Origin of the sequence: Bordetella sputigena (genome assembly GCF_965137885.1) — a bacterium.
GTDB lineage: Bacteria > Pseudomonadota > Gammaproteobacteria > Burkholderiales > Burkholderiaceae_B > Bordetella_C > Bordetella_C sputigena.
In genome coordinates this window covers 196,594-215,477 of the sequence record NZ_CBCSCA010000003.1, presented here as the reverse complement: position 1 = coordinate 215,477, position 18,884 = coordinate 196,594, and the positions used below count along the sequence as shown (strand labels likewise).

Sequence of the window (18,884 nt, the reverse complement as noted above, 5' to 3'; positions counted from 1 at the left end):
GGCGGATCGGCCCGCATGCGCATGGCCGCGCCGCGGCTCAGGTCTGCAAGGGCAGAACGATCTCGACGCTCAATCCACCCCAGGGCGCGCTGCCCAGCGCCAGCGTGCCGCCATGCGCGCGCGCGATGGCGTCGGCCAGCGCCAGGCCCAGGCCGACGTTGCCGGTGCGGGTGCGGGCATCGTCCAGCCGCGCGAAGGGACGCAGGGCTTCGGCGCGGCGCTCGGCCGGTATGCCCGCGCCGTGATCGGATACGCGCAATACCGCTTTCCCGTCCTGTTCCGCCAAAGAAACTTCCACCGGCGGCGCGCCATGATGCAGGGCATTGGCGATCAGGTTGTCGAGCAGGCGCGCCAGCGCGACCGCGTCGCCATGCACGGTCATGGACGGGTCGCTATCGATCCGCAGCGTCACCGGCGAACCCGCGCCCTGCCAGCCCTGCACCCTTTCCGTCAGCCACTCGGCCAGGGGGATGGGCGCATAGCGGTAGCCGGCCGGATCGGTGCCGCGCACGAAACCGATGAACTGGTCGACCATGTACTGCATATCGTGCAGGTCCTTGCGCAAGCCTTCGGTCAGCACGGCGTCGTCGGACATTTCGATGCGCAGCCACATGCGTGACAAGGGCGCCTTGAGGTCGTGCGGCAGGCCGGCCAGCAATGTGCGCCGAACCGACTCCGACTCCTGCAATGCGTCCAGCATGGCATTGAAGCGCTCGCCGAGCACGCGCGTTTCGTGCGGGCCCGAGGGCTCGACGCGCTGCGGCTGTCCGGCGGCCAGTTTGTCCGCGGCTTCGGCCAGGCGCGTGATGGGGCGCGTGATGTGCCAGGAAAACCCGCCGGCCAGTATCAGGACCACGCCGAACACCGCCAGCCAGGTGATCACCATGGGCGTGGCCAGCGGCGGGTCCAGGCGGTCCAGCGGAATGACCAGCCACTCGCGCAGCTGTGGCGTATCTTCGCTGGTGGGATTGGGCGCCAGCGAAATGAATACCTCCGGGCGCGGACCGCGCGACAGCGCCACGCGCGTGCCGTCGTTCAGGCGTTCGTTGAGCTGGCGCACCAGCCCGCGCAGGTCGCGGCGGATGTCGTCGTCCGGGCCGTCGGGGCGCTGGCGGCGGTATTCGCGCAGCTCGGCCAGCCGGGCTTCGCGATCCGCGTCGGAAGCGCCGTCGCGCGGGGGCGGCGGCGGCAGGCCGCCGCGATGGAAACGGGCCAGTTGCGCCTCGGCCGGCAGGGAGCGGGCCCACAGATGCCATTGCCCGCCCGATGCGTCGCGCACGAAGCCGGCGCGGTCTTCCGCGGGCACTTCGGACACCGCCGCGCGCAGTGTGCGTATGGTCGTGACGATGTAGTCCATCACCACGTCGTCGATGAAGCGTTCGCGATAGTGCGAGCCGACCGCAAGCGTGCCGGCTTGCGCCACCAGCATGCAGCCCAGTACCAGCAGGATCAGGCGGGTGCGCAGCGAACGCGGCAGCAGTGACCGCGGCGAAAATTTCATCACGGAGAGAATCGGTAGCCTATGCCCCACACGGTCTGGATCCAGCGCGGCTGCTTGGGGTCTTCCTCGATGGCGCGGCGCAGCCGCAGGATGGCGATGTCGATGGCGCGATCATTGCGTTCGCCGGCGTCGTCGTCGCGGGCCAGGGCCAGCAGCCGTTCGCGCGACAGCGGTTTGCCGGCGTTGCGGACCAGGGCTTCCAGCAGGTTGATTTCGCCGCCGGTCAGCTTGACCGCGACGCCGTCGCGCAGCAGCTGCCGTGTGGCCGGTTCGAAGACAAAGGGACCGAAGCTGACGGCCGCGTCGCGCGTCAACGCCGACGGGCCTTTCTTGCGGCGCAGTACCGCCTCGATGCGCGCGAGCAGTTCACGCGGGTCGAAAGGCTTGCCCAGGTAGTCGTCGGCGCCGGCTTCCAGGCCGATGATGCGGTCGACGGCTTCGTCGCGGGCGGTCAGCAGGATGACGGGAATGTCCTCGCCTTGTTCGCGCAGGCGGCGGCAGGCGTCCGCGCCGTCGCCGCCCGGCAGCATGCGGTCCAGCACCAGCAGGTCCGGCGCGTAGCGGGCGATGCGCGCCGGCAGGTCGGCCGCGTCGGGCGCAAGCAGGGTGTCGTATCCGTGCCGGTTCAGGTAGTCGGCCAGCAGTTGCCGCAGGGCCGGGTCGTCGTCGACGACCAGCAATTTGGTATGAGGCGTTTCCATGTCCGCATATTGCGAGGCCGGCGCCCCGCCGGCAAGGGGAGGAAATGAACTGAAATCGGTAATCGACGGCAACTATAAGGCACAGCAGCGGGTCGGGCCGATTAAAATGCGGTGTTCGAGGAGGAGGCGGATATGTAACGGCCAGGGCGACGCCTTCCGCTACAGCGGGCCTAGACGCCGCGCGGATGAATACGCCCCCTGGCACCGGAATTTGGCCTTATGCATGTTTTAGTCTGGCGGCGTGTGTGTCGCGCCGCGCTTGCCGCCGCGGTGGCTGGCGGCGCCCAGCCGGGCGCGCAAGCGGCGACAGTCCCCGCGAACTCCACATTGCCCGTGACGGGCACCGTTAGCCCCGCGCGCGAACCGGTGCTGTTGGCGCAGGCCGGACGCGGCCTGGGCGTGCTGGCGCCCGCGCTCCCTATGCCGGTCAAGCCGCCTGCTTCGGTAGGTGTCACCGCCGAGCTCCTGCCGTGCCCGCCCGTGACAGCGCCGGCGGGCGAGGCCGGCGCCGCGGGCGCTGAGGTGAACGGCGCGTCGGCGAGCGCCGCTTCCGCGGATGTCGCCTCACGAAATGCAGGCCCGGGAAACGCTGGCTCTGCAGACGCCGCCCCAGCAAGCGTCGCCGCCGGGAACGAACCATCCGCGGATGCGGCGTCGGCTGACGCGACGTCGGGAAACGTCGCCTTGGCGGACCCCGCCGAGGCGGGTGCGGCCGCCGGCATATCCCGGCTGGACGCGCAGCCGGGCGGCTCCGGCCCGGAAGGCGAACTCCTGGGTTGCCCGGTCGTGCCCACCGCGGCGTCGGAAGCGGCCGATTCCATGGCCGGCGGTCTGGCCCTGGACTATGTCCCGCTGCCGCCGGGCTCCACCCCCGTCAAATGGGGCCGCCCGTTGGGTACCCCGAAACCGTGGTTCTCCAGCGTGACGCCCGAAGGCGGCATGCAACTGGGCGAACGCAGCCTGACCTATCGCGGCGTCGACGGTCCCTCCGTATCGCTGGGCAGCCTGACGCCGTTCGCGCCTGCCTGGAGCAGCGCCGCCACCATAGGCGGCGTGCAGGTCTCCAACCTGACGGCGAGCAGCGACAGCACCGTGCCCGAAGGCAAGCTGGGTTATTCGTCCGTGTGGGGACGCATCAACAACACCGATCCGGCGGTCACGGCCGGTGGCGTCCAGTACGGGGCGCCCGCGGGCAGCAACGCCGTGCGCTATGGGCTGACGCCGGACCTCACGCTCGAAGGGCAGGTGCAGAGCGCGCGGGCGCTCACCACGACGGGGCTGGGCACCACGTATTCGATGGGAGAGTGGGGCACGCTGCAAGGCGGCGCGACGCAAAGCCATTTCGATACCGCGCAGGGCCGGCGCTACAACCTGGGCTACAACGTCAAGGTATTCGACGCGGTCAGGCTGGGCTATGGCAATGAATTGACCAGCAGCGGCTACGGCGATTTGTCCACCTACCAGGACGGGACCTCGGCGACCAGCCAGTGGCGCAATACTTTCTCCGCCGGAGTGCCCATCAGCGGCTGGGGCGAACTCAGCGGCACTTATTCCGGCTTGCGCGACACCAGCGGCGAAATGCTGGAACGCCGCTACGGCATTTCGCAAAGCATGATGCTGTCGCCCAATGTGCGTCTTGCGGTGGGCGCGGACCATGACGTGATCACCGGCGATTACGGCGTGAACATGCAACTGACCATGCCGCTGGGCGGACGCTAGGCCGGCGCCAGGCCGCCGCGGCGACGCCCGGCCGCGAGGTCGCGTGTTCGCGATGTCCCGGCGCCCGCGCCGCCGGTCCGCCGCTCCTATAAAATGCCCGCCATGATGCTATCGGCTTTTCTTCATGTCTGAGCCGCGCGCCCTGGAAGTCCTGCGGCGCGTTTTCGGCTACGAGTCCTTCCGCGGCGAACAGCAGGCCATTGTCGATCACGTGATCCAGGGTGGCGATGCGCTCGTCCTGATGCCGACCGGCGGCGGCAAATCGCTGTGCTACCAGGTGCCCGCGCTGGTGCGTGAAGGCACCGGCGTGGTCGTGTCGCCCCTGATCGCGCTGATGCAGGACCAGGTGGATGCACTGACCGAACTGGGCGTGCGGGCCGCCTTTTTGAATTCCACCCAGGATTGGCGCGTCGCGCGCGAGGTGGAGCGCGCATTCCTGGACGGCGAGCTCGACCTGCTTTACGTCGCGCCGGAACGTCTGCTGACGGACCGCTGCCTGGACCTGCTGGACCGTGGCCGCATCGCCCTGTTCGCCATCGACGAAGCGCATTGCGTGTCGCAGTGGGGCCATGATTTCCGGCCGGAATACATGGGGCTGTCGCTGTTGCACGAGCGCTGGCCGCAGGTGCCGCGCATCGCGCTGACGGCCACCGCCACGGCGGCCACGCGCGCCGAAATCGCCCAGCGCCTGGCGCTGGATGAGGCCCGCCACTTCGTCGCCAGCTTCGATCGTCCCAATATCCGCTACCGCATCGTCGAAAAGAACGAGGTGCGCAAGCAGCTGCTGGACCTGATCAGCAACGAACACGCCGGCGATTCGGGCGTGGTGTATTGCCTCTCGCGCGCGCGGGTGGAGGAAACCGCGGAATTTCTCTGCAACAACGGCGTCCAGGCCTTGCCCTATCACGCCGGGCTCGGCGCTACCGTGCGCGCGGCCAACCAGTCGCGCTTCCTGCGCGAGGACGGCATCGTCATGGTCGCCACCATCGCCTTCGGCATGGGCATCGACAAGCCGGACGTGCGCTTCGTCGCCCACATCGATCTGCCGAAATCGGTGGAAGGCTACTACCAGGAGACCGGCCGGGCCGGCCGCGATGGGCTGCCCGCGACGGCCTGGCTGGCCTACGGGCTGCAGGATGTGGTGCAGCAGCGCCGCATGATCGACGAATCGCCCGGTGACGACGTCTTCAAGCGCAGGCTGGGCCAGCAGCTGGATGCGATGCTGGGCCTGTGCGAAACGGTGGAATGCCGGCGCGTGCGTTTGCTGGCGTACTTCGGCCAGCAGATCGGCCCCTGCGGCAATTGCGACGTCTGCCTGGATCCGCCGCAGGCCTGGGACGGCACCGTGGCGGCGCAGAAGGTGCTGTCGGCCGTGTACCGGCTATGGAAGGAGCGCGGCCAGCGCTATGGCGCCGGCCACATCATCGATATCCTGCGCGGCAAGACCACGGACCGCGTCAACCAATACGGGCATCAGACACTGTCGGTGTTCGGCGTCGGCGCGGATCTTTCGGACTCGGCGTGGCGCGGCGTGTTGCGGCAGTTGCTGGCGCAGGGGCTGCTTACCGTCGACCATGAGGGCTATGGGACGCTGGCGCTGACCGAAGCCAGCCGCGCGGTGCTCAAGGGCGAACGCCAGTTAATGCTGCGGCGGGAATCGCCCAAGGCGGCGCGCGCCGCCAAGAGCGCCGGAACGCGCGGCCGGGCGCCGGCCGTGGAGCTGCCGGCCGATGCGCAGCCGGTATTCGAAGCGCTGCGCGCCTGGCGGGCCGGCGTGGCTCGCAACCATGGCGTGCCGGCTTATGTGATCTTCCATGACGCCACGTTGCGCGAGATCGCCCTGGCCCGTCCCGGGTCGGCCGACGAGCTGGGCGGGATCAGCGGCGTGGGCGCGCGCAAGCTGGAAGCCTACGGCGACGAAATCCTGGAGTGCGTGGCCGGCTGCGCTTGAGGCGCCTTGCTTACCCGCCGAAGAGATCGCCCGTGGCGGCTGTGGCGCCCGCGGGTGGCGTCAATCCCAGGTGGCGCCAGGTCGTTTGCGTGGCCATGCGGCCACGCGGCGTGCGCTGCAGATACCCGTGCTGGATCAGATAGGGTTCGATGACGTCTTCGATGGTGTCGCGTTCTTCGCCTATGGCGGCGGCAAGGCTGTCCACGCCCACCGGGCCGCCATCGAATTTGTGCACGATGGCCTCCAGCAGCTTGCGGTCCATCAGGTCCAGCCCCTGCGGGTCGACTTCCAGCATGGCAAGCGCGGCGCCCGCGACCTTGGCGTCGATGCGCCCCTGCGCCTTGACTTCCGCGTAGTCGCGCACGCGGCGCAGCAGGCGGTTGGCGATGCGCGGCGTGCCGCGCGCCCGCCGGGCGACTTCATCGGCGCCTTCCGGCGTGATGGCGGCTTGCAGCAGCGCGGCGCTGCGGCTGACGATGTGCGCCAGGTCGGTGGCGTTATAGAACTCCAGCCGCGACACGATGCCGAAGCGGTCGCGCAGCGGATTGGTCAGCATGCCGGCGCGGGTGGTGGCGCCGACCAGCGTAAAGGGCTGCAGGTCCAGCTTGACGCTGCGCGCGGCCGGACCCTCGCCGATCAGGATGTCGATCTGGAAGTCTTCCAGCGCGGGGTAGAGGATTTCTTCCACCACCGGCGACAGCCTGTGGATCTCGTCGATGAACAGGACGTCGTTCTTTTCCAGATTGGTCAGCAGCGCCGCCAGGTCACCCGGGCGTTCCAGCACGGGGCCGGAAGTCTGCCGCAGCTGCACGCCCATCTCATGCGCGATGATGTGCGCCAGCGTCGTCTTGCCCAACCCGGGAGGGCCGAACAGCAGCACATGGTCCAGCGCCTCGCCGCGCTTGCGGGCCGCCGCGATGAAGATCTCCAGCTGTTCGCGCGCGCGGTCCTGGCCGACATAGTCGCGCAGGATCTTGGGGCGCAGGGCGCGCTCGATCGACTCCTCGTTCGGGGATACGGGCTGCGGCGCGACGAGTCGGCCGGCGTCTGGGCGGGATGAGAGGGAGTCGGACTGGATGGCCATGAGGGGAGCGGCGAAGAATGCCGTGATTATCGTACACCACGGGGCCCGGCGCGACCCGCGCCGCCACGCCGCGCCCGCTGCCACACCGCGCCCGCCGCCACGCTGCCGCCGGGACAACGACGGCGCGCTGCACTATCATCCTTCGGTTTTCGCCAAACTCCTCGCCTAGGAAAAAACATGTCCCGCGAATTGCCCACCTATGCCGACGTCGCCGCCGCCAGTGAAAGACTGAGCGGCGCGGCGCATCGCACGCCGGTCCTGACGTCCACCACCGCCGACGCCCGGGCGGGTGCGCGCATCTATTTCAAGTGCGAGAACTACCAGCGCATGGGGGCATTCAAGTTCCGCGGCGGCTACAACGCCATCGCCCGGTTGACGCCCGAGCAGCGGCGCGCGGGCGTGGTGACGTTTTCTTCCGGCAATCACGCCCAGGCCATCGCGCTGGCGGCCCGGCTGCAGGGCGTCTCGGCCACCATCATCATGCCGCTGGACGCCCCCGCGGCCAAACGCGCGGCGACGGAAGGCTACGGCGGCAAGGTCGTCACCTACGACCGCTACAAGGAAGACCGCGAGGCCGTCGCCAAGCGCCTGCAGGCTGAAACCGGCGCCACGCTGATTCCGCCCTACGATCATTTCGACGTCATCGCGGGGCAGGGCACCGCGGCCAAGGAATTGTTCGAAGAGGTCGGGGAGCTGGATTATCTGTTCGTCTGCCTGGGCGGCGGCGGCCTGCTGTCGGGATCGCTGTTGTCGGCGGCCGCGCTCAGTCCCTCCTGCAAGGTGTACGGGGTGGAGCCGGAGGCCGGCAACGACGGCCAGCAGTCGCTGCGCGCCGGCCACGTCATCCCCATTCCCACGCCCAAGTCCATCGCCGACGGCGCCTTGACCACGCATCTGGGCGAGCTGACCTTCCCCATCATCCGCCAGCACGTCACCGACATCGTGACGGTCAGCGACGCGCAACTGATCGATGCGATGAAGTTTTTCGCCGAGCGCATGAAGATGGTGGTCGAGCCCACCGGCTGCCTGGGCGCGGCGGCGGTGCTGAACCAGATTGTTCCGACCCGCGATGCACGGGTCGGCGTCATCATCAGCGGTGGCAACGTCGACCTGAAAGCCTACGCCGGCTTCCTGGGCTCCTGATCGCCCGGCATGGTGGCCCGAGCCGGCGCGGCCAGGCGGCCGTCCAGCCGGGCCGGGCCAGCCCATGCCGCCGATCGGCCAGGCCCGCGGTCGGCCGGCGCCGTTTGTCCCGCTTGCATCAACCGGTCGCCACGGCGCAGAATCGACCCTGTTTTGGATCGACGCGGGAGCGGCGGATGCGCATCCTTGTCATAGGCGGCACCGGCTTCATCGGCCGTCATCTGGTTGCGCGCCTGGGCGTGGCCAAGCACCAGGTGCACGTGCCGACGCGCTTGTACGCGCGGGGCCGCGATCTGCAGGTCGTGCCCACCGTGACCCTGTCCCAATCGAACGTCTACGACGACGCCACGCTGGACGAGCTGCTGGGCGATTGCGATGCCGTCGTCAATCTGGTCGGCATCCTGCACGATGGCCGGGGGCGTCCGTATGGTCCCGGCTTCGCCCGCGCGCACGTGGATTTGCCACGCCGTATTGCGCAGGGCTGTCTGCGCAATGGCGTACGGCGGATGATTCACGTCAGCGCGATCGGCGCCGATGTTGATGGCCCCAGCATGTATCTACGGTCCAAGGGCGCCGGCGAGGCGGCCGTCCGCGATACTTTCTCCGGTGTGCCGGACCCCGCATGGACCATCGTGCGGCCAGCCGTGGTTTTCGGCCACGACGACAACTTCACCAACCTGTTCGCGCGCCTGGCGCGCTGGCTGCCGGTGCTCCCGCTGGCCGGCGCGCAGTCGCGCATGCAGCCCGTCTATGTGGAGGATGTCGCCGCCGCCATCGACACCATGCTCGCCGACCCGCACACCTACGGCAAGGTCTACGAGCTGGCCGGGCCGCAGGTGCACACCATGGGCGCGATCGCCGGTATGTGCGCCAAATGGAGCGGTCATCCGCGCATGGTCATCGACGTTCCGATGGGCCTGGGCCGTCTCCAGGCCGCCGTCCTGGCTTGCCTGCCGGGGCGGCCGCTGATGACGCCGGACAACCTGGACAGCCTGAAGGTGGACAGCGTCAGCCGCGCCAGCATGTCGACGGAGCTGGGCATCATACCCACCGCGATGGAAGCCGTCGTGCCGGGATACCTGGGCCGGCCGCGGGCCCGCGGCATGTAGCCCGCCCAGGAGACGAGCCGTGCTTCAGCGCACCAGCGACTTCAATGCCTGCCGTATCCCATCCGACACGCCGACCCCTTCCGGCAGGGTCTTGAGCGCCGCCAGCGATTCTTTTTCCGAATAGCCCAGGGCCAGCAGGGCGTTCAGGATGTCCGACTGGCTATCGGGCACCGCATGCGGCGTCGCGCCTATATCGGCGCCCAGTTTGCCGCGCATTTCCAGCAGCAGGCGCTCGGCGGTTTTCTTGCCTATGCCCGGTACGCGGGTCAGCCGCCCGGATTCCTGCAGCGTGATCGCCTGCGCCAGGTCCGCCACGGACAATCCGGACAGCACCGACAGGGCGGTACGAGCGCCGATTCCGCTCACCTTGATCAGTTCGCGGAAGGCGCTGCGTTCCGCCACCGTGGCGAAGCCGTAGAGCAGATGCGCGTCCTCGCGCACCGTCAGATGCGTGTACAGCGCGACCCGCGCGCCGTTCTCGGGCAGGGAGTACAGCGTGCTCATGGGCACGTCGACGTCATAGCCCACGCCGTTGACGTCCACGCAAACGGTGGGAGGCGATTTTTCGATGAGCGTGCCGGTGAGTCTTCCGATCATGATCGATTCGTTCTGAGGTGTTGAATAAGTGTGGCCGGCCAGGCGCGGCCGGCTAGGCGCGGCCGGCCAGGCGCGGCCGGATCCGATCCTACCCCGACAGCCGTCCGCCACGCAGACGCATGCGGCGGCGAACGGGTGCCAGCGGCTGGTTCAGCGCCGCCAGCCGATCGGCCAGCGGGCCGACGTGGGCATGGCAGATCGCGCAGGCCAGCGCGTCGGCCGAATCGGGCGCCGGCAAGCCGTCCAGCGCGAGCAGGTGGCGCACCATTTCCTGCACCTGCTCCTTGGCCGCCCGGCCGGTGCCCACCACCGACTTCTTGATCTGCAGCGCCGTGTACTCATGCACCGCCAGCCCGCTGTCGGCCATGGCGCACAGCGCCGCGCCGCGCGCCTGGCCCAGCAGCAGCGTGGATGCGGGGTTGGTGTTCAGAAAGACGATTTCCAATGCGGCGACGTCCGGCCGCGTCTCGCGGACGACTTCGCGCAGGTTGTCCAGGATCACCTTCAGGCGGTCGGCCAGCGTGTTCATGGGCGGCACGACCACCGTGCCGCTGGCCACGTAGCGCAGGCGCGGTCCGTCGGCGTCGATGACGCCGAAGCCGGTGCGGCGCAGGCCGGGATCGACGCCCAGGATGCGCATCAGTGGCGGAAGTGGCGGGTGCCGGTCAGCACCATCGCAATGCCGTGTTCGTCGGCCGCGGCGATGACTTCATCATCGCGCACGCTGCCGCCCGGCTGGATCACGCAGTTCGCGCCCGCCGCGACCACCACGTCCAGGCCATCGCGGAAGGGGAAGAACGCATCGGACGCCACGGCCGATCCGCTCAGCGTCAGGCCGGCGTTTTCCGCCTTGATGGAGGCGATGCGCGCGGAGTCCACGCGGCTCATCTGGCCCGCGCCCACCCCCAGCGTCATGCCGTCGGCGCAGAACACGATGGCGTTGGACTTCACGTACTTGGCGACCTTCCAGGCGAACATCATGTCCAGCATCTGTTGCTCGGTGGGCTGCTTGCGGGTCACGACCTTCAGCGCATCGGGCGCCACCGTGAAGGAATCCGGCGTCTGCACCAGCCAGCCGCCGCCCACGCGCTTGACGTCGAAGGCGTTGTGGCCGGCGCCGGTCGGCACTTCCAGCACGCGGACGTTCTTCTTCTTGGCGAGCAGCGCCAGCGCGGCGCCGTCATAGGCGGGCGCCAGCAACACTTCCAGGAATTGCTCGCTGACGGCTTCGGCCATGGCCGCATCCACCGGCCGGTTGAAAGCGATGATGCCGCCGAAGGCCGACGTGGGGTCGGTCTTGAAGGCCTTGCGATACGCTTCCAGCGCATGCCCGGCAACGGCCACGCCGCAGGGATTGGCATGCTTGACGATGACGCAGGCGGCGCTGTCGAAGGTGCGTACGCATTCCCACGCGGCATCGGCGTCGGCGATATTGTTGTAGGAGAGTTCCTTGCCCTGCAGCTGGCGGTAGTTGCCCAGCACGCCCGCGGGGCGTTGCGGGTCGACGTAGAAGGCCGCCGACTGATGTGGATTCTCGCCGTAGCGCAGGGCCTGCTGCTGGCGGATCTGGATCGTCAAGGTTTCGGGCCAGGCATTGCGCGCCGGCGTCGCTTCCTGGGCCGGCGCGGCGTCGGCCAGGCTGCTCAGGTAGGCGGCGATGGCGCCGTCGTAGGCGGCGGTGTGCGCATACACCTTGGTCGCCAGCGCCAGCCGCAGCGCGTAGGAGGTGGTGCCGCTGGCATCGATTTCCGCCAGCACGCGGGTGTAGTCCGCGGGATCGATCACCACCGTGACGCCGCCGGCGTCCGTGCCGTGATTCTTGGCGGCGGCGCGCAGCATGGCGGGGCCGCCGATGTCGATGTTCTCGACCGCGTCGGCGAAGGTGCAGTCATCGCGCGCCACGGTTTCGCGGAAGGGGTACAGATTCACGACCAGCATGTCGATGCGGTCTATGCCCTGGGCCTGCAGCGTGGCCATATGCTCTTCGCTGTCGCGGCGGGCCAGCAGGCCGCCGTGGATCTTGGGATGCAGCGTCTTGACGCGGCCATCCAGGATTTCCGGCGAACCGGTATGCGCGGCCACTTCCGTGACCTGCAGGCCGACGTCGGCCAGCAATTTCGCGGTGCCGCCGGTGGACAGCAGGCGCACGCCGCGCGCCGCCAGCGAGCGGGCGAATTCAACGATACCGGTCTTGTCGGAGACCGAAATTAGGGCGGTTTCGATTTTCATGATGGGAGTCGGGAAAGCGCGACGCGGATCGCGGGCGGCGGATGGAGTCAAACCTGGATGTTGTGCGCGAGCAGCTTCTTGCGCAAGGTATTGCGCGTGATGCCCAGCATTTCGGAAGCGCGGGACTGATTGCCGCCCGCCCGTTCCATTGCCATTTCGAGGACCGGCCGTTCCACGCAACGCATCACCATATCCCACATATCGTGGGGTTCGGCGTCACCCAGGTCTTCGAAATAGCGCTCCAGGCTGGCGCGCACGCATTCTTCCAAACCATCTTTTTTACTCATGTCGAGGCACAACTATTTTTGTTTATGTGACTGGCGGTCAGGCCGCCAGCAGGGTTTGCGCGTGGCCGGCCTGCCCAGGCCGCCCGTCGCGCGGAAAATGATCGAACCAGGCGCCGACGGCGCGCGCCTGCGCGGCGGTATCGTCGATGCGGTTCATCGCGGCGCGGAAATCGTCCGCGCCGGGCAGGCCTTCGACGTACCAGCCGATGTGCTTGCGGGCGGTACGGACGCCTGTGTGTTCGCCGTAGAACCGATAATGGTCGTCCAGGTGCTCGAGCAGCAGGTCGCGCATTTCACCGTAGGTGGGCGGGGCCAGTCTGGCCCCCGTGCGCAGGTAGTGGTCGATTTCGCGGAAGATCCAGGGCCGGCCCTGGGCGGCCCTGCCTATCATCACGGCGTCGGCGCCAGTGTAGTCGAGGACGTGGCGCGCCTTCTCGGGACTGTCGATGTCGCCGTTGGCCACCACGGGGATGCGGATGGCGGCCTTGACGGCGCGGATGGTGTCGTATTCGGCGTGGCCGGTGTAAAGATCGGCGCGGGTGCGGCCGTGCAGGGTCAGCGCGGCGATGCCGGTTTCCTCGGCCAGCCTGGCGATGCGCAGCGCGTTGCGGTTTTCGCGGTCCCAGCCGGTGCGGGTCTTCAGCGTCACCGGCACCCCCAGCGGCTGGCAGGCGCGCACCACGGCGTCCAGGATGCGCGCCACCAGGTCTTCATGGCGGAGCAGGGCGGACCCCGATGCCACATTGCAGACCTTCTTGACCGGGCAACCCATGTTGATGTCGATGATGCGGGCGCCGCGCTGTGCGTTGAACACGGCGGCCTCCGCCATCATGGCCGGGTCGGCGCCGGCGATCTGCACCGACACCGGCGCGATCTCGCCGTCATGGTTCAGGCGGCGCGAGGTTTTGACGCTGTCCCACAGGCGCGGATTGCTGGCCGCCATTTCCGACACGGCGTAGCCCGCCCCCAGCCGCTTGCACAGTTGCCGGAAAGGGCGGTCGGTCACGCCCGCCATGGGCGCGACCAGCACGTTGTTGGGAAGAGTCCAGGAGCCGATCTGCATCCGGCGGATTTTACCCGGGCCCGATATGGCCCGAATTACGCCGGGTTGGCGACTGTTGGCGCAACGCAGTTGACAACTGTCGGATCACGCCTGGTTTGCTGCCTTGGTAGCGGCGTAGCTGCCCCTGTTTTTTGACAGTCCCCGACCGCTATCGTCGGGGAAGTCGCTACGCGGCGATCACCATGACCAGGACACCACGCCGACAGCGGGTCGCCGACAGCCTCGCGAGCGAGGGGCCTTGCGGTTCAGGCCCGCCATCCTTGCAGCAGATGCCTGGCGAGCGGCGCGCGCAGCGGCGCGGCCAGATCCAGCCCCAGCAGGGCAAGCCCGCAGGCGTGCTCGACGGGAGCCAGGCCGGTGGTAAAGACGCGCGGCAGCAGATCCGTCAGCGCGGTGGTCAACCACCGATCGCCGCGGCGGGCGCCGGCGAATTCGCGCAAGGCCGCGGCCGGGTCCCCGGCCGGATCGCGCAGCCAGGACGCCAGCGATTGAGCCAGGCTGGCGGCGTCGCGCAGCCCCAGGTTCAGGCCTTGTCCCGCGACCGGATGCAGGGTTTGCGCCGCATTGCCGATCGCCACCACGCGGCCATCGACCTGCGTGCGCCGCATGCTCATGAACAAAGGCGCCACATGGCGTTCGCCGATGCAGTCGAGCGTTCCGAGCCGATCGCCGAAGGCCTCGGTCAATGCGCGCGAGAAAGCCGCCGTTTCCAGCGTCGCCAGCGCTGCCGCGCGTTCAGGCGCGCAGCACCACACTACCGCGTAGCAGTCGGCCGCCGCGGGATGGGGCAGCAGGGCCAATGGCCCTTCGCGGGTGAAGCGCTCGAATGCCCATCCGCGCCGCGGCCTGGCGGCGCGTACCGCCGTCAGCACGGCGTCCTGGCCGTATTCGCGGCGCAATTGCCCTGTCGCGGCGCCGTCGGAGACGACCGCCACCGAACAGCGAATCTCCCGCTCGTCCGCGGCGCGCACGATTACACCGTCGCCGGTGCGCGCGGCCACCCGCGCGCCGTCGGCGTGCACGACGGTGACGCCCGAGCCGGCCACCGCGCGCGTCAGCGCCTCGCGCACGGCCGGGTAGGACGCCACCGCGCCCAGTTGCGGCACCTGGAAATCGGTGTGGCGGATGACGGTACGGCCCAGGCGTCCGCGTTGGGAGACATGGATGGTTTCGATGGGCGCCGCCGGAGCGGGGCGCGCGCCCAGGGTGTCGAGCAGGACCAGGCTGCCGTGGTTCAGCGCCAGGACACGCGAGTCGGCCGTGGCGGCCTGGGCGGCCGCCGCCGCGGATGGCGCTTTGGCCGGCGCGGCGCCCTGGACCAGCACGATGCGCGACGCATCGTCCGTCACTCTCGCCAGCATCAGCGCCAGCGCTTGTCCCACCGGGCCCGCGCCCAGAATCGCGATAGGAAATGCGGAGTCGTTCATGCGGCGATTCTATCCCGGCCGCCGCGGGCGGGCCCGCGCCGCACCGCGAACCGTGGGACCTTACGGTGGCGCAGCCCGTCGGCGGCTTCGGCACCTCGGCGCACCCCCGCGCACGCCGCCCGCCAGCGCGTGATCCGCTTACAATCGCCGACGCTGCCTAGTCCGCGTGGGGTTTCCTATGGTCGATGCTTCTTCCGTTCTGCAACCGCCGCGCCGCGCGCCGCGCACCAAGGTGCGGGCCGGCCTGCTCGCCCTGTTCTTCGGCTGGATGGGCGCGCACTGGTGGTATCTGGGCCGCCGCGGCGCCGTCTGGGTCACTCTTTACGCGGTCGTCTGCCTGTTCGCCACGCGCTGGTTTCCGGTCTGGTACGACAACCCGGCCTTCTTCCTGCTGTTCATTCCCATGATCGACGGCTTCATCGAAAGCGCGGTGCTGTGCCTGCGCGCCGATGAAAAATTCGACCGCGCCTACAACGCCGGTCTGCCCGCCTCGCCGCGGACCGGATGGGGACCCGTGCTGGTGGCGCTGGGCGCGCTGCTGATCGGTTCGATCTGCGCGATGTTCGCCATCGCCATGGTGGTGGTCTATGTCTGGCAGGCCATGGGCTGGCTGGAAGGCTACGTGCTCTGACGCCGCCTATTCCCGCATCAGCGCCTCGATTTCCCGCGCATCCACCGGCACCGCGCGCGTAATCAGCTCGCAGCCTTCATCGGTGACCAGCGCGTCGTCTTCCGTGCGGATGCCGATATTCCAGAATTCTTCCGGCACGCCATCGGCCGGCCGCACGTAGATGCCGGGCTCTATCGTCAGGATCATGCCCTTCTGCAATACGCGCCAGGGGCGCTCGGTTCCAGCGGGCGCATCCGGCATGCGGTAGTCGCCGACGTCGTGCACGTCCAGCCCCAGCCAGTGACCGGTGCGGTGCATGTAGAAGCGGTTGTAGGCCTTGGATTCCAGCACGCCGTCCAGGGAGCCCTGCAGCAAGCCGGCGTCGATCATGCCCTGGGCGAGCACCCGTACCGCGGCGTCATGGCCGTCGTTCCACGTCAGGCCCGGCCGCGTCGCCGCGCTGGCCGCATCCTGCGCCGCCACTGTCAGGTCGTACAGCAACCGCTGCGGTCCGCTGTAGCGGCCATTGACCGGAAAGGTGCGCGTGATGTCCGAGGCATAGCCGTCCACTTCGCAGCCGGCGTCGACCAGCAGCAGATGTCCGTCCTCCAGCACCGCGTCGCCCGCGGGATAGTGCAGGACGCAGGCGTTCGGCCCCGTGGCGACGATGCTGCCGTAGGCGGGCGACTGCGCCCCATGTCGTCGAAACTCATAGAGCAGTTCGGCTTCGATTTCGTACTCGCGCATGCCGGGGCGCGCGTGGCGCATGGCGCGCGCGTGCGCGCCCGCGGAGATCCGCGCGGCGCGCCGCATGGTGGCGATTTCCGTCGCATCCTTTACCAGCCGCATTTCGGCGACGATGGGCAGCAGGTCCTGCTGCCGTCCGGGCGGGCGTTGTCCCGTCCTGGATTGCCGGCGCGCCGCTTCCGTGGCGCGGCGCAGGCATTCGTCGATGCGGCTGTCGCGCAGCACCGACGCGAATAGCGTGGGCTGGTCCAGCAGCATCGCGGGCAGCATATCGTCCAGGCTTTCCACCGGATAGGCCTCGTCGAAGCCGAAATGCGCCAGGGCGGCGTCCGGTCCGAAGCTGCGTCCTTCCCAGAGTTCGCGGTCTTCGTTCTTGTCGCGGCAGAACAGCACGGCGCGATCGGTGTCGCCCGCAAGCAGTACCAGCCATGCCTCCGGCTCCGGAAAGCCGGTCAAATAGAGAAAGTCACTGTCCTGCCGATACGGATATTCCGCATCGCGATTGCGGATGGCCGGCCGCGCCGCGGGCAGCAGGGCGATGCCGCCGCCGGCCGCCCGCATGATGTCCTGCAGCCGCTGGCGGCGGGCGATATGGGGGGCGGGGTCTAGTGGAGGCAGGCTCATGGCATATCCGGCTGTGTCCGATGGGCTACTTTACCGCGCGTCATGCAAGTTTCACGGTACAGCATGATCTATTCGCTGCTACAATCCGGCCCGTTGTCATCGGGGAGTAGCCATCCTTCCCCAAGGAGTTTGCGTCAACACACTTGGCGGTCCACGACCCCATGGCGCAAACGGCTTCCGTAACGGCCGCGCTTTTCGCGCGCCGGACGGACCCGCCAGGCGAGACCTTTGGCCACGATACGCTAACCCAGCCGGGCGAGCCGTATCGTCGCGCCATTGGAATCTGCTCGTCCGGCTGCGTGATCATGATTGCGTCTATCGTGCTGTTTTTCGCATCGGCGGCGGTGATTTACTTCGCCTGCGAGTATTTCGTCAATGGCGTCGAATGGGTGGGCCATCGGCTGGAGTTGGGGGCGACGGCGGTAGGTACCGTGTTGGCGGCCTTCGGCACGGCCTTGCCGGAAAGCGCCGTAACCTTCATGGCGGTCGTCTTCGGCACGACGCCGGACCAGAAAGACATCGGCGTCGGCGCGGCCATGGGCGGTCCGCTGGTACTGTCGACCCTGGCCTACGCGGTGGTGGGGCTGGCGCTGCTGCGCCTGCACGGGCGGCGTCCCGCGGGCGCGGACGATGCCTGCATCAAGGCCGACCAGCAACGCCTGGCGCGCGACCAGCGCTGGTTCATGGGCATCTTCGTATTCAAGGTGGGACTGGGCCTGATCGCATTCGCCTGGAAGCCGTGGCTGGGCATTCTGTTCCTGGGCGCCTATGCCCTGTACGTCAAACGCGAACTGGCGGCGGAAGAGACTTGTACGGAAGCCGACGTGCTGGAGCCGCTGAAGCTGCGGCCGCGCGACCCGCGGCCCACGATGGGTTGGGCCTGTTTCCAGACCGTCCTGGCCGTGGTGGCGATCGCCATCGCTTCACGGGTATTCGTGTTGCAGATCGAGTCGCTCGGCGAGCTGCTTGGCGTCTCGCCCCATGTCGCGGCGCTGCTGCTGGCGCCCGTCGCCACCGAACTGCCCGAAATCATGAACGCCATCATCTGGGTGCGGCAGGGCAAGGAGCGCCTGGCGCTGGGCAACATTTCCGGCGCGATGATGATCCAGGCGACCATCCCCAGCGCCCTGGGGATATTCCTGACGCCCTGGATGCTCGACGGCACCCTGCTGGCCGCTGGCCTGTTTACCATGCTGTCCATCGGCGTCCTGTGGCTGCGGTTCCGGCAAAATTCCATGAGCCTGGGCACGCTGTCGGCCGTCGGCGGCCTGTATGCGTTGTTCGCCGGTTACATAGGCTGGCATTTCTACGCCTGAAGAGACGCTACGTCATTGAGCTGATGGGGTAAACCCGTTTACAATAGGGACTTCGAATCCCCAGGAGTTGCTACGTGAATACAGATTCCGGCGACAGTAGTAGTCGACCTAGTGTCGGCGTCGCTGCCTGATAGGGTTCACGCAGATCAGCTCTGCCGCACCCTATTTCGCAGGGTGCGGTTTCCAAACCGCTCACTTCCCCGTTCCGCTTCCACTGGCCTGCCCATACTCGATGGCGCAAGGCCCGCCAGAGCCGTGTGCCGCGACAAGGCATACGCGTACCTGGATCAGCGGTACGGCCTGCCTTTGCGCAGCGCAGTCGTTTGAATCGTCCGTCGTCAGATCCGCGGCCATGCCTTGCTTTATGCATACATGACCCGGGTGGCGCCGTGACGCGTGTTCACGCGGGACCCCGCTTCAGCAAGGAGGCCACCATGCGTGTTTTCGATTTGTTCCTGCGCCGTGCCGGTGTCGGTCGTGCCACCATGCCCGATCGTCGCGGTGCGAGTTCGCGCTTGACGGTGGTCTGTCCGCGCGACGCGTTGGGCGCGGTGCGCAAGCAGATCGTCTCCGACTTCAAGGCGGCCGGGTTGACCGTATCGCAGATGCAGGTCGACCAGGGCCGCGACCGGCAACTGGCTTCGGCATGCATAACCGTTAAATGCCCTGCGGAAATGAGAACGATACTTATGTCTCAAGCGCGCCAATTGCAGGCGCATCCGAGCATCAAGCACGTACACTTCGGTGACCTTCGCCGCGCCGCATCTTGAGCCAAT

17 protein-coding genes and 1 riboswitch are annotated in these 18,884 nt (G+C 68.2%); of the genes, 7 read left to right on the top strand and 10 right to left on the bottom strand.

Annotated elements, in window-relative coordinates; translation table 11 throughout:
• Positions 1-37: 37 nt before the first annotated feature.
• Positions 38-1,501, bottom strand: a complete 1,464-nt coding sequence (gene risK / locus ACNA0R_RS06920) for a sensor histidine kinase RisK (protein ID WP_415825550.1) — start codon at positions 1,499-1,501, stop codon at positions 38-40.
• On the bottom strand, positions 1,501-2,202 hold the full coding sequence (locus ACNA0R_RS06915) for a response regulator (RefSeq protein ID WP_415825215.1): 702 nt from the start codon (positions 2,200-2,202) through the stop codon (positions 1,501-1,503). The genes risK and ACNA0R_RS06915 overlap by 1 nt, the downstream gene beginning before the upstream one ends.
• Before the next feature lie 684 nt (positions 2,203-2,886).
• Between ACNA0R_RS06915 and ACNA0R_RS06910 the strand changes: the two genes are divergently transcribed.
• Both ACNA0R_RS06910 and recQ read left to right on the top strand, forming a co-directional pair.
• A complete protein-coding gene (locus tag ACNA0R_RS06910) occupies positions 2,887-3,921 on the top strand; it encodes a fimbria/pilus outer membrane usher protein (RefSeq protein WP_415825214.1) in 1,035 nt (344 codons plus the stop codon).
• 124 nt (positions 3,922-4,045) lie between these two features.
• On the top strand, positions 4,046-5,872 hold the full coding sequence (recQ, locus tag ACNA0R_RS06905) for a DNA helicase RecQ (RefSeq protein ID WP_415825213.1): 1,827 nt from the start codon (positions 4,046-4,048) through the stop codon (positions 5,870-5,872).
• 10 nt (positions 5,873-5,882) lie between these two features.
• On the opposite strand, the gene ruvB is transcribed toward recQ, so the two are convergent.
• Positions 5,883-6,956 carry a Holliday junction branch migration DNA helicase RuvB gene (gene ruvB, locus ACNA0R_RS06900; RefSeq protein WP_415825212.1) on the bottom strand — a complete coding sequence of 358 codons (1,074 nt, stop codon included), beginning with the start codon at positions 6,954-6,956 and terminating at the stop codon, positions 5,883-5,885.
• Between the two features lie 177 nt (positions 6,957-7,133).
• Here ruvB and ACNA0R_RS06895 point away from each other — a divergent pair, with 177 nt between their 5' ends.
• The gene (locus tag ACNA0R_RS06895) at positions 7,134-8,099 is read left to right on the top strand and encodes a threo-3-hydroxy-L-aspartate ammonia-lyase (protein WP_415825211.1); all 966 of its coding nucleotides are present in this window, start codon (positions 7,134-7,136) and stop codon (positions 8,097-8,099) included.
• 176 nt (positions 8,100-8,275) lie between these two features.
• Positions 8,276-9,208: a complex I NDUFA9 subunit family protein gene (locus ACNA0R_RS06890; protein ID WP_415825210.1), complete on the top strand. Its 933-nt coding sequence runs from the start codon at positions 8,276-8,278 to the stop codon at positions 9,206-9,208.
• Between the two features lie 24 nt (positions 9,209-9,232).
• Here the strand turns inward: ACNA0R_RS06890 and ruvA are convergent, their stop codons facing one another.
• The 6 genes from ruvA to ACNA0R_RS06860 form a co-directional block, all read right to left on the bottom strand.
• Positions 9,233-9,805 (bottom strand): Holliday junction branch migration protein RuvA, encoded by a 573-nt coding sequence (ruvA, locus tag ACNA0R_RS06885; RefSeq protein ID WP_415825209.1) that lies wholly within the window; start codon positions 9,803-9,805, stop codon positions 9,233-9,235.
• 88 nt (positions 9,806-9,893) lie between these two features.
• Positions 9,894-10,445: a crossover junction endodeoxyribonuclease RuvC gene (gene ruvC / locus ACNA0R_RS06880; RefSeq protein ID WP_415825208.1), complete on the bottom strand. Its 552-nt coding sequence runs from the start codon at positions 10,443-10,445 to the stop codon at positions 9,894-9,896.
• Positions 10,445-12,034 carry a bifunctional phosphoribosylaminoimidazolecarboxamide formyltransferase/IMP cyclohydrolase gene (gene purH, locus ACNA0R_RS06875; protein ID WP_415825207.1) on the bottom strand — a complete coding sequence of 530 codons (1,590 nt, stop codon included), beginning with the start codon at positions 12,032-12,034 and terminating at the stop codon, positions 10,445-10,447. Before purH ends, ruvC begins: the two co-directional genes overlap by 1 nt.
• Before the next feature lie 47 nt (positions 12,035-12,081).
• Positions 12,082-12,321, bottom strand: coding sequence for a helix-turn-helix domain-containing protein (locus ACNA0R_RS06870; RefSeq protein ID WP_415825206.1), 240 nt, complete (start codon positions 12,319-12,321; stop codon positions 12,082-12,084).
• Between the two features lie 37 nt (positions 12,322-12,358).
• Positions 12,359-13,384 (bottom strand): tRNA dihydrouridine synthase DusB, encoded by a 1,026-nt coding sequence (gene dusB, locus ACNA0R_RS06865; RefSeq protein WP_415825205.1) that lies wholly within the window; start codon positions 13,382-13,384, stop codon positions 12,359-12,361.
• Positions 13,385-13,629: 245 nt separating this feature from the next.
• Positions 13,630-14,811 (bottom strand): FAD-dependent monooxygenase, encoded by a 1,182-nt coding sequence (locus ACNA0R_RS06860; protein WP_415825204.1) that lies wholly within the window; start codon positions 14,809-14,811, stop codon positions 13,630-13,632.
• 178 nt (positions 14,812-14,989) lie between these two features.
• Here ACNA0R_RS06860 and ACNA0R_RS06855 point away from each other — a divergent pair, with 178 nt between their 5' ends.
• Positions 14,990-15,442: a TM2 domain-containing protein gene (locus tag ACNA0R_RS06855; RefSeq protein ID WP_415825203.1), complete on the top strand. Its 453-nt coding sequence runs from the start codon at positions 14,990-14,992 to the stop codon at positions 15,440-15,442.
• 6 nt (positions 15,443-15,448) lie between these two features.
• Here ACNA0R_RS06855 and ACNA0R_RS06850 read toward each other — a convergent pair whose 3' ends face one another.
• Entirely contained in the window at positions 15,449-16,792 is a 1,344-nt protein-coding gene (locus ACNA0R_RS06850; RefSeq protein ID WP_415825202.1) for an aminopeptidase P N-terminal domain-containing protein, read from the bottom strand.
• Between the two features lie 89 nt (positions 16,793-16,881).
• Positions 16,882-17,054: riboswitch (yybP-ykoY riboswitch) on the top strand.
• 43 nt (positions 17,055-17,097) lie between these two features.
• Between ACNA0R_RS06850 and ACNA0R_RS06845 the strand changes: the two genes are divergently transcribed.
• The gene (locus ACNA0R_RS06845; RefSeq protein ID WP_415825201.1) at positions 17,098-18,108 is read left to right on the top strand and encodes a sodium:calcium antiporter; all 1,011 of its coding nucleotides are present in this window, start codon (positions 17,098-17,100) and stop codon (positions 18,106-18,108) included.
• A 434-nt stretch (positions 18,109-18,542) separates the two neighbouring features.
• Positions 18,543-18,878 (top strand): hypothetical protein, encoded by a 336-nt coding sequence (locus ACNA0R_RS06840; protein WP_415825200.1) that lies wholly within the window; start codon positions 18,543-18,545, stop codon positions 18,876-18,878.
• Positions 18,879-18,884: the final 6 nt, after the last annotated feature.